Annotated in this window: 10 protein-coding genes; 6 read left to right on the forward strand and 4 right to left on the reverse strand. The window is 73.1% G+C overall.

Annotation, left to right across the window (positions count from 1 at the left end):
- Positions 1–46 precede the first annotated feature (46 nt).
- Positions 47–682, reverse strand: coding sequence for a transposase (locus tag AB0G32_RS33090; RefSeq protein ID WP_361171939.1), 636 nt, complete (start codon positions 680–682; stop codon positions 47–49).
- 246 nt (positions 683–928) lie between these two features.
- Entirely contained in the window at positions 929–1,984 is a 1,056-nt protein-coding gene (locus AB0G32_RS33095) for a LacI family DNA-binding transcriptional regulator (protein ID WP_361171905.1), read from the reverse strand.
- 135 nt (positions 1,985–2,119) lie between these two features.
- On the opposite strand from AB0G32_RS33095, the gene uidA reads away from it, so the two are divergent.
- The 4 genes from uidA to larB all read left to right on the forward strand — a co-directional run bounded on the left by uidA (position 2,120) and on the right by larB (position 6,991).
- Positions 2,120–3,910, forward strand: coding sequence for a beta-glucuronidase (gene uidA, locus AB0G32_RS33100; RefSeq protein ID WP_361171908.1), 1,791 nt, complete (start codon positions 2,120–2,122; stop codon positions 3,908–3,910).
- Positions 3,903–5,330 (forward strand): glycoside-pentoside-hexuronide (GPH):cation symporter, encoded by a 1,428-nt coding sequence (locus AB0G32_RS33105; protein WP_361171911.1) that lies wholly within the window; start codon positions 3,903–3,905, stop codon positions 5,328–5,330. Before uidA ends, AB0G32_RS33105 begins: the two co-directional genes overlap by 8 nt.
- A gap of 124 nt (positions 5,331–5,454) precedes the next feature.
- Positions 5,455–6,312: an ATP-dependent sacrificial sulfur transferase LarE gene (larE, locus tag AB0G32_RS33110; protein ID WP_361171914.1), complete on the forward strand. Its 858-nt coding sequence runs from the start codon at positions 5,455–5,457 to the stop codon at positions 6,310–6,312.
- The gene (larB, locus tag AB0G32_RS33115; RefSeq protein WP_361171917.1) at positions 6,305–6,991 is read left to right on the forward strand and encodes a nickel pincer cofactor biosynthesis protein LarB; all 687 of its coding nucleotides are present in this window, start codon (positions 6,305–6,307) and stop codon (positions 6,989–6,991) included. Before larE ends, larB begins: the two co-directional genes overlap by 8 nt.
- A gap of 153 nt (positions 6,992–7,144) precedes the next feature.
- On the opposite strand, the gene larC is transcribed toward larB, so the two are convergent.
- Positions 7,145–8,392, reverse strand: a complete 1,248-nt coding sequence (gene larC, locus AB0G32_RS33120) for a nickel pincer cofactor biosynthesis protein LarC (protein ID WP_361171921.1) — start codon at positions 8,390–8,392, stop codon at positions 7,145–7,147.
- Between the two features lies 1 nt (position 8,393).
- Positions 8,394–9,752 carry a lactate racemase domain-containing protein gene (locus AB0G32_RS33125; RefSeq protein ID WP_361171924.1) on the reverse strand — a complete coding sequence of 453 codons (1,359 nt, stop codon included), beginning with the start codon at positions 9,750–9,752 and terminating at the stop codon, positions 8,394–8,396.
- A gap of 100 nt (positions 9,753–9,852) precedes the next feature.
- On the opposite strand from AB0G32_RS33125, the gene uxaC reads away from it, so the two are divergent.
- Positions 9,853–11,274, forward strand: a complete 1,422-nt coding sequence (gene uxaC / locus AB0G32_RS33130; RefSeq protein ID WP_361171927.1) for a glucuronate isomerase — start codon at positions 9,853–9,855, stop codon at positions 11,272–11,274.
- Positions 11,271–12,562 (forward strand): mannitol dehydrogenase family protein (locus AB0G32_RS33135; RefSeq protein ID WP_361171930.1); only part of this gene is annotated, 1,292 nt, incomplete at its 3' end. The genes uxaC and AB0G32_RS33135, both read left to right, overlap by 4 nt.

Below are 12,562 nucleotides of genomic sequence, written 5' to 3' on the forward strand. Positions count from 1 at the left end.
CGTTCCACGGATGTCCAGTCGCCGGGACGCTTGGCATCGTGCCAGGTCAGAGCATGGGCGGCTTCGATGGGAGTGTGTGGCTGGTCGGCCGGGGCCCAGGTACCGCGGTGCGGTTTGAGCGCGACCACGTAGGCCAGGCCTGCCTCGCGCAGTGCGAGATACCAGGTGTCACTGACGGAGTAGGCGCGTCGGCGATGACCGCCCGGCAGCCGAAGCCTGCCTCCTTGCCTCGGGCCGCGAGGGCAGCGGACCGTTGAGGTTTCGTGCGGAAGGCCGGGTCGGAACGGCCGCGGGCGAAGTGGTGGGCGGGGGTGTAGGGAGTCGCGTGCAGCGGGTAGTACACGCGGCCGTCGGTCCACACCGTGGTCACCGTGACGATGCCGTTGTCCGTCTTGCCCAACCGGCCCAGCCACTGCCGACCCACGTTGGCGGTGGCCGTGCCGTCCTCGCGGTCCCCGGAGTCGTCGATCACGATGACCCCGCCGTCGTGCGGAGCCGTCGCCGACTGCTCACGCAGCAGTTCAAGCCGCCGGTCGTCGACCAGCTCGGCCTCCCAGGGAGACTCGGACAGGAAGAACTGCAGCCGCTGCACCCCCGACGTGCCCGCGCCGGCCACGGGCTCAGCTCCTGCCAGGCAGGTGATCGTCTTGTTCCGCTCCCGCGGCGCCAGCAGCCCGGTCAGGTACTCACGAAACCCCCGCCGCTATGCCAGGCTGAAGAAGAGGTCGTCGCGCCGGGCCGCGTACTCCTCCAACGGCCCGGCGCGGGCGGACACGGACGGTGAGCAGTCATCCTCAGCCCCCAACAAGGCAGTTGACTCTTACCACCGGTGCCTACGACCAACCCGCCTCGCCGTCAACCCACGCCACCGCCGGATTTAACGAACTACCGGTAGTGGTGGAACACGTCCTTCGCGGCGGTCTCGACGTCACCGCCTGCGCCTGGCCGTCCGGCACGGTGCGGTGGAGGCCCGGACGACCAGTTTGACGGGCAGCGTCCTTGGCCGGTCGGTGCGGCCCGGTGAGCCGTTGACCAGGGACAGGATGGTGCGCACCGCGATGCTTCCTTCGGCGCGCAGCGGCGCTGCCACGGTGGTCAGTCCGGGCTGCACCAGGTCTGCGACGAAGATGTCGTCGAAGCCGACGACGCTGAGGGCTTCCGGTATGCGCACGCCTGATGCCCGCAGTGCCCGCATCAGGCCGATCGCGACCTGGTCGTTGTAGGCCACGACCGCGGTGGCCGCGCTGCGCACGACATCCGTCACCGCCGTGCCGCCGCCGGCGATCGTCGGCGGGACAGGTCCTACGCGGTGCATCCGGATGCCCGGGCCGGCCGCTTCGCGCAGACCACGCCACCGCATGCCGTCCACCCAGGAGGACTCCGGGCCCGCGACGTAGGTGATGGTCCGGTGGCCGAGCTCCGCCAGGTGCTCCACTGCCAGCCGGGCGCCGTGCGGGTTGTCGGTGACGATGCTCGACACGTCGGTGATATCCCGGTTCAGCACGACCGTGGGCCGCTGTTTGGCGATCACCCGGATCGCCGAGTCCGACATCCGGGAGCTGGCCAGCACGATGCCTTCGACGCTGGGCACCACGCGTTCGACGTTCCTGCGCTCGATCCGGTCGTCCTCCTGGGCGTTGATGAGCAGGAGGCTGTAGTCGGCCTCGGCCGCCGCGGTTTCGGCGCCCCGGATGATCTCGGCGTGGAAGGGATTGGTCACGTCGGAGGTCACCAGCGCCAGCATCGAGGTCCGGCCGGTGGGCAGGGCCCTGGCCAGGTAGTTGGTGCGGTATCCCATCTCGGCCGCGATGGCACGGATGCGGTCCGCGGTCTCGGCGTTGACCCGGCCCGGCCGGGAGAAGGCCCGGGAGACGGTGGAGGCCGCGACGCCCGCGGCCCGGGCCACGTCATAGATGGTCGGCGGGCGGGTCCGGCCGCGGTCGGCGTCCGCGTCCCCGTCATGCCGGTCGGGTTCGTGTGGCACTTTCCCACCCATCCTGTTCGTCCGGCCTGGTGACAACAGATGGCAACCGCTTGCCAAGTAATTTTCGCATCAGCTTAATGTCCTGGAATCCACCTCGAAACGTCGGCATCGTCGCCGCGTACCCAAGGAGCCCGCATGCTTCGTCCCCGGGACACCTCCACCCGAGAGCGCAGGTCTCTCAACGGCTTGTGGGACTTCCGGCTGGATCCGGAAGGCGTCGGGCACGACGCGGGCTGGTGGCGTTCCAGGCTGTCCGGGGCCCGTGAGATGCCGGTGCCCGCGAGCTACAACGACATCGTGCCGGATCGCGCCGTGCGCGACCACGTCGGTGACGCCTGGTACCAGACCACGGTGCGGATTCCGGCCGGCTGGGCGGGGCAGCGGATCGTGCTGCGTTTCGACGCCGCCACACACCGCGCCGTGGTGTGGGTGGACGACGTGCGGGTCGCCGAGCACGAGGGCGGTTACACGCCGTTCGAGGCCGACATCACCGCGCAGGTGGTACCGGGCGCCGAGGCCCGGGTGACCGTGGTCGTCAACAACGAGCTCACCTGGGAGTCCGTGCCGCCGGGCCGGGTCGAGCAGACACCGCGGGGGCGCCGCCAGCACTACTTCCACGACTTCTTCAACTACTCCGGACTGCACCGTTCGGTCTGGCTGTGCAGCACACCGCGCCGGCGGGTCGACGACATCGCGGTCGAGACCGGGCTGGAGGGCCGCGCGGGCACGGTGCGCTACGCCGTGCGGTGCGAGGGCGAGGCCGAGGCGCCCCTGCGGGTGCGGGCCGTGCTCCGCGACGCCGAGGGTGTCGAGGTCGCCGCCGAGGAAGGCGCCGAGGGGCTGCTGCGGGTGCCCGACGTCCACCCCTGGGCGCCGGGCGACGGCTACCTCTACGAACTGGAGACCCTGCTGCTGGACGACGAGGGCGGCGTGGCCGACAGCTACCTCCTGCCGGTCGGCATCCGGACCGTCGAGGTGCGCGGCACCCGGTTCCTCATCAACGGTGAGCCGTTCCGTTTCAAGGGCTTCGGCAAGCACGAGGACGCACCGGTGCGCGGCAAGGGCCACGACGACGCGCTCATGGTGCACGACTTCGAGCTGATGGAGTGGATCGGCGCCAACTCCTTCCGTACCGCCCACTACCCGTACGCAGAGGAGGTCCTGGACTACGCCGACCGGCACGGCATCGTCGTGATCGACGAGACGGCCGCGGTCGGCATGAACCTGAAGCTGGCGGCCATCGCGGGCGGGGGCCCGCAGGCGAGCACCTACACCGAGGACACCGTCGGGGCGGCCACGCAGCGCACCCATCTGCAGGCCGTCCGCGAGCTGATCATGCGGGACCGCAACCACCCGAGCGTGGTGCTGTGGAGCATCGCCAACGAGCCGGAGTCGGCCGTACCCGCGGCCCGGGACTACTTCGCCCCGCTGTTCGCCGAGGCGCGCCGGCTCGATCCGACCCGCCCGGTGGGATTCGTCAACGTCATGCACGACCCCGCGCCGGTCTGTCTCGTCACCGAGCTGGCCGACGTCGTCATGATCAACCGGTATTACGGCTGGTACCTCCACGCAGACGACCTCGAGGCCGCCGAGGCCGCTCTGGAGTCGGAGCTGAGGGACTGGGCGCGCCTGCACGACAAGCCGGTGATCGTCACCGAGTACGGCGTCGACACGCTGTCCGGCCTGCACACCGTGGTCGACGTGCCGTGGTCCGAGGAGTACCAGGAACGGTTCCTCGCCATGTACCACCGGGTGTTCGACCGGGTCGACGCCGTGGTCGGCGAGCACATCTGGAACTTCGCCGACTTCGCCACCCGGCCCGGCACCAGCCGGGTCGACGGCAACAAGAAGGGGCTGTTCACCCGTGACCGGCGTCCCAAGAGCGCCGCGTTCTCCGTCCGCCGCCGCTGGAGGAACGATGTCTGAGATGCAGGTCCGCACGGGGCCCACGACCGGCGAACAGGCCGGCCGACCGGCCGGCCGGCTCAGCCGGCTGCAGGTCTTCGGGTACGGGGCGGGTGACGCGGGCAACAACGTCGCATTCCAGTTCTCCACGATGTTCCTGTTGCTGTACTACACCGACGTGGTCGGGCTGAGTGCCGCGGCGGTGGGCACCATGTTCCTGGTGGTCCGGGTCTGGGACGCGTTCGCGGACCTGCTCGCCGGGCGCCTGGTGGACCGGGTGCGCACCCGCTGGGGCAAGTTCCGCCCGTTCATCCTGTTCGGCTGCGTTCCCCTGCTGCTGCTCAACGTGGCGCTGTTCCAGGTCCCCGATGTCTCCTCCGGCCTGCAACTGCTGTACGCCTACGTCTCCTACGCGCTGATCGGGCTGGCCTACAGCCTGGTGAACATCCCGTACGGTGCGCTGGCCACGGCGATGACCCAGCTCCCCGACCAGCGCACCCGGCTGTCCGCGGCCCGCGGGGTGGGCGCCGTGTCGGTCATCATCGCCCTGGGCGCCTTCGTCGCCCCGCAGCTGGGCAAGGGCGACCTGCAGGCCACGTTCACCACACTGACCTGGACCTTCGTCCCCATCGGCGTCGTGTTCTACCTGCTGACCTTCTTCACCGCCCGCGAGCATGTCCAGGGCGGTCCGGCGCGGGTCACCCTGCGGCAGACCATCGCCGTGCTCCGGGTCAACCGGCCGCTGCTGCTGCTCTCCGCCAGCACCCTGGTCTTCCTCACCGGCTACGCGGCCTCGCTGGGCATCGGGGCGTACTACGCGCGGGACGTGCTCGGTGACCCCGGCCTCTACATGGTGCTGAACCTGGCCAGTGCGGCGACGCTGCTCGTCATCGTCCCCCTGGCACCCGGCCTGGTCCGCCGGTTCGGCAAGAAAGCCCTGTTCAACTGGGGTGCGGCGTTGACCGTCTGCGGCGGGGCCGGGGTGCTGCTGGCACCGACCGACCCGGTCGCCCTGCCGGTGCTCGCCTGGGTGGTGATGAGCCTGGGCATGAACACCCTGAACACCCTCACGCTGGGCTTCGAGGCCGACACCGTGGAGTACGGGCAGTGGCGCACCGGTATCCGCACGGAGGGCGCGACGTACGCCGCCTTCTCCTTCACCCGCAAGATAGGCCAGGCTCTGGGCGGTGCCGCGCTGGGGTACATCCTCGCCTTCGGCGGATACGCCGGGTCCGCCTCGGCGCAGAGCGACGGAGCAGTGACCTCGATCCGGGTGGCGGCCGGTCTGCTGCCGGCGCTGTGCGCGCTGCTGGCCGCCGCGGCGATGCGGTTCTATCCGCTGACCGACTCCCGTTTCCAGGACATCGTGGCGGAACTCGCCGAGCGCCGCGCCGGCCGGCAGCAGGACGCGCGGCACCCGAAGGACGCCGGGCCGGCCTGACGCCGCCGGCGGTGCGACGGCGGTGGCGTCTGGGACGGGGCGTCACCGCCGCGGCGGTGGCGCATGCCGGATCCTTGGCCCCCTGCGCTTTCACACAGGCCCCGCAGAGAGAGAAGACACACCCATGACAGTCGAGGAAACCGCCCGGTTGACGGGAGCCGACGCCCTGGCGGCCGACCGCGTCGGCGCGCTGCTGCCCGCCGCGGGCAGACTGGGGGTGGCCTTCTCCGGAGGAGTGGACTCCTCGGTGCTGCTGGCACTCGCGGTGCGCGCGATGGGCGCCGGCCGGGTCGTCGCCGTGCTGGGCGTCTCGCCCAGTCTGGCCGGTGACGAGCGCGCCGGGGCCCACCGGGTCGCCGCCGTCATCGGCGCCGCCGTAGTGGAGGTCGCCACCCATGAGCAGGAGGTGCCGGCCTACCGGGCCAACGGTCCGGACCGCTGCTTCCACTGCAAGAACGAGCTGTTCACCCGGATCTCCGACGAGGTCGCCGAGGCTCACGGGCTGACCGCCGTGGCCTACGGCGAGAACGCCGACGACGTCCGCCGGCCCGACCGGCCGGGCAGCCGCGCCGCCGTCCTGCACCGGGTGCTGCGCCCGCTCGCCGACGCCGGACTGGACAAGGCTGCGGTCCGCCGGATCGCCCGCGCCCTGCGGCTGCCGTGCGCCGACAAGCCCGCCGCGCCCTGCCTGGCTTCCCGCGTTCCGCACTTCGAGGAGGTGTCGCCGCGCAAACTGGCCCAGATCGAGCAGGCCGAGGCGGCGCTGCGAAGCCTGGGCTTCAGTGACTGCCGCGTGCGTCATCACGGTGAGACCGCCAGGATCGAACTGCCCGTCGATGAGATCGCCCGAGCCGCCGGGGCGGTGCGTGCGGAGTTGCTCGCCGCCGTGCACGGTGCGGGTTTCGCCACGGTGACCGTGGATCTCGCCGGCATCCGCTCGGGTGCCTTCACCCTGCCGCTGGTGGAGGTCTCCCATGGCTGACGACTGGACACCGCCGGCGGAGTTGGCGGCGTTCGCGCGGCTGGACCACGACCGGGCGCTGCGGCGCGGCTACCCCGAAGCGGTGTACTGCGAGGGCAAGACCCCCCAGCAGGTCGGGGCCATCGCGGCAGCGGTGCGGGCCCGCGGCGCGGCCACCTTGTTCACCCGCGCCGCCGCGGACCACGCGGCCGCTGTCCTGGCCGAACTGCCCGACGCCCGGCACGAGCCGGAGGCCCGGCTGCTCGCCTGGCCGCCCCGGCCGCCGGAGCCCACCGGCGGACGCGTCGTCGTGCTGGCGGCGGGGACCTCCGACCTGCCGGTGGCCCGCGAGGCGGAGCTGACCGCCCGCCACCTGGGCCGCGCGTGCGACCTCGTGGTCGACGTGGGCGTGGCCGGCCTGCACCGTGTCCTGGCCCACCTCGACCTGCTGCGGGCCGCCCGGGCCGTGGTGGTGGCCGCCGGGATGGACGGCGCGCTGCCCAGCGTGGTGGCCGGTCTGGTCGCCGCCCCGGTGGTGGCGGTGCCCACCTCCGTCGGGTACGGCGCGGCGCTGGGCGGACTCGCTCCACTGCTGTCGATGCTCAACTCCTGCTCCCCCGGAGTCGCCGTGGTCAACATCGACAACGGCTACGGGGCGGGGCACCTGGCGGCGCAGATCGCAGCTGACCCGCCCGTGTGAGGCGCAGCGCGGGCGGCGCAGTACGCCCCCGTGCCCGCGCGATGGTCCGAACGCGGGCCGCTGCGGGCTGCGGGCTGCGGGCTGCGGGCTGCGGGCTGCGGGCTGCGGGCTGCGGATGGTACGCCGCCGTCCGTCGCCAGCCGAGACGACGGATCAGCCGGCGCCGCGGTCGCCGCGCTGCCCAATGTCCTCGGGCAGCGGTGCGCCCGGCACCAGGCCGCGGGCGGCGGCGGCCGCGGCGGCCGCGGCGAGCACCGTCCGGACCGGCAACTCCCGGTCGGCGGCCAGCCGGGCCGCGTCCTCGAACTCCGGGGTGGATTGCACGATCGTCCCCCGGTCGTGGCCGATCTTGACGGCGAGCACATCGCCCAGCACGTCCACGTCGGCCCAGCCGCGTTCCAGGGCCGTCTTGCGCACCGGGTGTTCGCGCACACCGAGGGTGCTCGTATGGTGGAAGACCGTCGCGCGCAGCGCGTCCGCCCGTACGGGTGGCGCGAGCACGCACAGGGTGTGCGCCGGGCGGCCCTTCTTCATCAGCATCGGCACCAGCCACGCGTCCGAGGCTCCCGCCGCCAGCAGAGCCGAGAGAACCCCGGGCCACAGCCGGGGGTCGAGGTCGTCCACGTTGGCCTCCAGCAGGACGGCGGCCTCCCGGCCCGCGGTTCCCGCGCCGGTCCCGGCCGGTGCGCCGACAAGGACGCGCACCACGTTCGGGCGCCACGGGGTGTCGCGGCTGCCGGCGCCGACCCCGGTGGTCTCCAGGCACATGGGCGGCAGATCCGAGCACTCGGCCGCCAGCACGGTGAGCAGGGCCACTCCGGTGGGTGTGGCCAGTTCGCCCCGGCCCCCGGCGAAGACCCGCCAGCCGGCGGCGAGTTCGGCCACGGCGGGCGCCGGAACGGGAAGCTCGCCGTGCGCGGTCCGCACGGTCCCGGCTCCCACCGCCAGGGGACTTGCCGTCACCCGGTCGACACCGAGCTGGTGCAGTGCGGCGCACACGCCCACCACGTCGGCGATGGAGTCCCAGGCACCGACCTCGTGGAAGTGGACGGCGTCCGGGGTGGTGCCGTGCACGCGGGCCTCCGCCTCGGCCAGCCGGGCGAACACGGCCGTGGCCCGTTCCCGCGCCGGGCCCGCCAGAGCGGGGGACGCCTGGGCCAGGAGCGTGCGTACGGTGGCCCAGGTGCGGTGCGGCTGGTCCTCGGCAAGCGGTGCGACGACCAGGCGGGTGGCGCGCATCCCGGCGCGGGTCACCTGCTCCCGGGTCAGCCGGACGGCGCCGGGAACGACCGCGTCCACCGCGCGCCGCACCGCCTCCAGGGACGCGCCGGCGTCGATCAGGGCGCCCAGCAGCATGTCGCCGGCGACGCCCGCGGAGACGTCGAGCCACGCCGTGCGCATCTCAGCGGTCCCGGTCCGCGCCGGGCCGCGGGCCGGCCTGGTCCGGCGGGCGCAGCCGGTAGAGCACCTCGCCGGCCTCGGGCACCACCAGGGTGTCCGGATCTGCCGCGTACGCGTCGATGTCCACCTCGGCCGGGTCCAGGTGGTTGAGGTTCGCGGCGCGGACGACCTCCTCGGGGATGCCGGTGGCCAGGGTGACGGTGACCCGGCAGCGTTCCCCGTGCTCCTCGTCGTAGGTGCCGGCTCCGCGCAGGTGGGTGGAGTGGGCGAGCACGCCCCAGTGCAGGTCCTTGAAGCGGTCCCACTGCCGGGTGAAGTAGTCACGGCAGTGGTAGCCGATCTGCTCGATCTCCGGGTGCATCTCGGAGATGCGGCGCACGTGCGGGGCGTAGAGGATCACTTCGCCGCCGTCGGAGACGACCGGTTCGAGTTTGTAGAAGCCCTTGGCCGCGGTCCAGATGTCGTCGTACTTGGCGGGCATCAGGGACAGCACCCGCCGCACCGGGGCGTCGAGGTAGCGCACGTGGGTCTGCGCGGAGACCTCGGCCGCCGCCGCCCAGGCGCTCTCGGGGGTGCCGTACGCGGCGGCGTGCAGGGTGCCCGTGCCGGTGCCGGTGCCGGTGCCGGAGGGAACGACGACGCACAGCGCCCGCCGCCGGGCGGGGATCAGTGCCGCGGCCTCGTCGATGAGCGCGCGCACGGGGGTGATGCCGCGGGTGCCGATGATGTCGGCGCTGGTGATGAGCGCGCCGAGCCAGTGCGACACGTCGATGATCTCGGCGCCGGCCACGCCGGGAAAGAAGTACTTGTTGCCTCCGGAGAAGCCCACCACCTCGTGCGGGAACACCGGCCCGACGACCAGGGACACGTCGTGTTCGGCCACGGCCCGGTTCAGCCGCACGTCGACGTCCCGGCGCAGCAGGCCGCCGGAGAGTTCGGCGACCCGCGCGGCGGGGACCGTGCCCAGCGACACGAAGGTGTCGGGCTCCCACCACTGGTGGTTGAGCACCGTCATGCCGGGATAGACCTCGTCCAGGCCGCCGGGCGGGTAACCGAGGTGGGCCGCCAGTTCGCTCTCTTCCATGGGCGCGTGCGTGCCCAGGGCGATCAGGACGGTGAACCGGCTCACCCGCGTGTGGACGGCACTGTGGATGCAGGACAGCAGCAGCGGCAGCGGGCAGCTGCGGGTGGCGTCGGGCACCACCAGGCACAGGCTGCGTCCGTCCAGGTCTTCCGCGGCGAGCCGCTCTTTGATGAACCGGGTCAGCCGCTCCGGTGCCAGCACCTCGTCCGGGCCCCCGATGCCGGCCGCGGGCAGGGCGGCTGCCGCGTCGGACAGTCGCCTGGGGTGTGTCGTCATGGCGGCAAGGCGACCACGGCGGCGGCCGGACCGCAAGCACCCGGGACAATTCACGGCAACCGGTTGCTGTCCGCCGCGAGGCCGTCTCACACTTCACCGCATGCCCGTTCCCGCCGCTTCCGCGCTGCTGTCCCCCGACCGTCTGCTGCCGTTCGATCCGGGGGTGCGCGCGCTGGCCCGCCGGCTCTACGAGAGCGTGCGTGAGCTGCCGATCCTCTCCCCACACGGCCATGTCGACGCGCGGCTGCTGCTGGACGACGCCCCGTTCGCCGATCCGGCGAGCCTGCTGATCACCCCGGACCACTACGTGACCCGGCTGCTGCACGCGGCCGGTGTGCCGCTGGCGGAGCTGGGCGTGGGCCGGGGGCCGCTGAGCGAGGACGAGGCGCGGGCGGTGTGGCGCCGGCTGTGCGAGCACTGGGCCGTCTTCCGCGGCACCCCGGTGCGCTACTGGCTCGAAGCGGAGCTGTCCGAGATTTTCGGCGTCACCGAACGTCCGGGGCCGCGCAACGCCGACCGGATCTACGACCGGATCGCCGGCCGGCTCGCCGAGGACGGCTTCCGGCCCCGTGCGCTGTTCCGCCGTTTCGGCATCGAGGTCCTGGCCACCACCGACGATCCCTGCGCGGACCTGGCCGCGCACCGGGCGCTGGCCGCGGACCCCGACTGGCACGGCCGTGTCGTCCCCACCTTCCGTCCCGACCGCTACCTGGAGGCCGGCCGTGCCGACTGGGCCGCGTCGGTGGCGCGGCTGGGCGAGGCGGCGGACACCGACACCGGTGACTACCAGGGATACCTGCGCGCCCTTGAGGTCCGACGGCGCCACTTCGTCGAGCACGGCGCCACCTCGGCCGACCACAGCCACCTGGACGTCCGCACCGACCCGCTGCCGCCGGCCGAGGCCGCCCGCATCTTCCGCGCGGCCCTGCTCGGCGAGGCGGACCCGGCACAGACCACCGCGTTCCGCCGGCACATGCTGCTGGAGATGGCCCGGATGTCCTGCGAGGACGGCCTGGCGATGACGCTGCACCCGGGCGTGCGGCGCGACCACCACCGTCCCACGTTCGACCGCTACGGCCCCGACACCGGCCATGACATCCCGGTGCGGGTGGAGTTCACCGAGGCGCTGCGGCCGCTGCTGGAACGCTACGGCACCCATCCCGGCTTCAGGCTGGTGCTCTTCACTCTCGACGAGACCGTCTTCTCCAGGGAGATCGCTCCGCTGGCGGGCTTCTACCCGTCCGTCTACGCGGGCGCGCCGTGGTGGTTCCTCGACGCGCCGGACGCCATCCGCCGCTTCCGCCGCGCCGTGACCGAGACCGCCGGCTTCACCCGCACCTCCGGTTTCGTCGACGACACCCGGGCCTTCTGTTCCATACCGGCGCGCCACGACATGTCCCGCCGGCTGGACTGCGGTGTCCTGGCCGAACTCGTCGCCGAGCACCGGCTGGCCGAGGACGAGGCTTTCGAAACCGCCGCCGACCTGGTGACGGTCAACCCCCGGAAGGCGTTCAAGCTGTGATCACCGAGCCCGGCGTCCCGGCCCTGTCCCGCGCCCGGTGCCCCGACCTCCGCCCGGCCGCCCCGGTGCGCATCCTCCACCTGGGGCTCGGCGGCTTCTTCCGCGCGCACCAGGCCTGGTACACCCACCGTGCGCCGGACGCCGGACGGTGGGGCATCGCCGCGTTCTCCGGCCGCCGACCGGAACTCGCCCGTGCGCTGGCCGCCCAGGACGGCCTGTACACGCTGGTGACCCGGGACGCCGCGGGAGACCAGCACCAGGTGGTCGGCTCGCTCACCGCCGCGCATCCGGGCGGCGACCACGCCGCCTGGCTGCGGTACTGGGAGCAGCAGGCACTCTCGGTCGTCACCCTGACCGTCACCGAGGCCGGCTACACCCGCGCGGACGGCCAGGGTCCCGGGCTGGATCACACCCGGCCGGACGTCGCCGCCGACATCGTGGCGCTGCGCGACGATCCGCGGGCGCCGGTCGGCACCGCGGCGGCCCGGCTGCTGGCCGGGCTGGCCGTGCGCCGCGCGTCCGGTCACGGACCGCTCGCCGTCGTGCCCTGCGACAACCTGCCCGGCAACGGTGCGGTGCTCGGTCGTGTGGTGCGGGAGCTGGCCGCGGCCACCGGGCGGCCCGAACTCGTCACCGCGGCGGAGCACGCGGCGTACGTGACCACGATGGTCGACCGGATCACGCCCGCCACCACCGAGGAGGACCTCGCCGGCGTCCGGGCCGCCGGGGGCTGTGCGGATGCCGCCCCGGTGGTCACCGAGCCGTTCTCGGAGTGGGTCCTGGCCGGGGAGTTCCCCGCCGGGCGGCCCGCCTGGGACGAGGCGGGCGCGCGGATCGTGGCGGACGTGACCCTCCACGAGGAGCGCAAGCTGTGGCTGCTCAACGGCGGGCACAGCCTGCTGGCCTACGCCGGCTCCGCGCTCGGACACACCACGGTCGCCGAAGCGGTCGGTGACGCCCGCTGCCGAGACTGGCTGACCCAGTGGTGGGCGGAAACGTCCCGGCATCTGCGGCTGCCCGTCCACGAGGTCGCCGCTTACCAGGACGCGCTGTTGGCGCGCTTCGCCAATCCCCGGATACGGCACACGCTGGCCCAGATCGCCGCCGACGGTTCGCAGAAGCTGCCGGTGCGCGTGCTGCCGACGGTGCGCGCCGAACGGGCCCGGGGGCGGGTGCCACAGGCCGCCGCCCGCGTGATCGCCGCCTGGCTGCTGCATCTGCGGGGCGCCAGCGCCCCCGTGCGGGACGCCGCAGCAGGTGCCGCGTGCGCCGCGGCGGGCGGCCGGCT

The organism is Streptomyces sp. NPDC023723, from assembly GCF_040639815.1.
GTDB lineage: Bacteria > Actinomycetota > Actinomycetes > Streptomycetales > Streptomycetaceae > Streptomyces.

What these genes read in the sequence shown, in the direction of transcription:
- AB0G32_RS33105 (WP_361171911.1), top strand. Translation starts at nt 3,903, where the DNA reads ATGTCTGAGATGCAGGTCCGCACGGGGCCCACGACCGGCGAACAGGCC.
- larB (WP_361171917.1), top strand. Translation starts at nt 6,305, where the DNA reads ATGGCTGACGACTGGACACCGCCGGCGGAGTTGGCGGCGTTCGCGCGG.
- larE (WP_361171914.1), top strand. Translation starts at nt 5,455, where the DNA reads ATGACAGTCGAGGAAACCGCCCGGTTGACGGGAGCCGACGCCCTGGCG.
- uidA (WP_361171908.1), top strand. Translation starts at nt 2,120, where the DNA reads ATGCTTCGTCCCCGGGACACCTCCACCCGAGAGCGCAGGTCTCTCAAC.
- uxaC (WP_361171927.1), top strand. Translation starts at nt 9,853, where the DNA reads ATGCCCGTTCCCGCCGCTTCCGCGCTGCTGTCCCCCGACCGTCTGCTG.
- AB0G32_RS33125 (WP_361171924.1), bottom strand. Translation starts at nt 9,752, where the DNA reads ATGACGACACACCCCAGGCGACTGTCCGACGCGGCAGCCGCCCTGCCC.
- larC (WP_361171921.1), bottom strand. Translation starts at nt 8,392, where the DNA reads ATGCGCACGGCGTGGCTCGACGTCTCCGCGGGCGTCGCCGGCGACATG.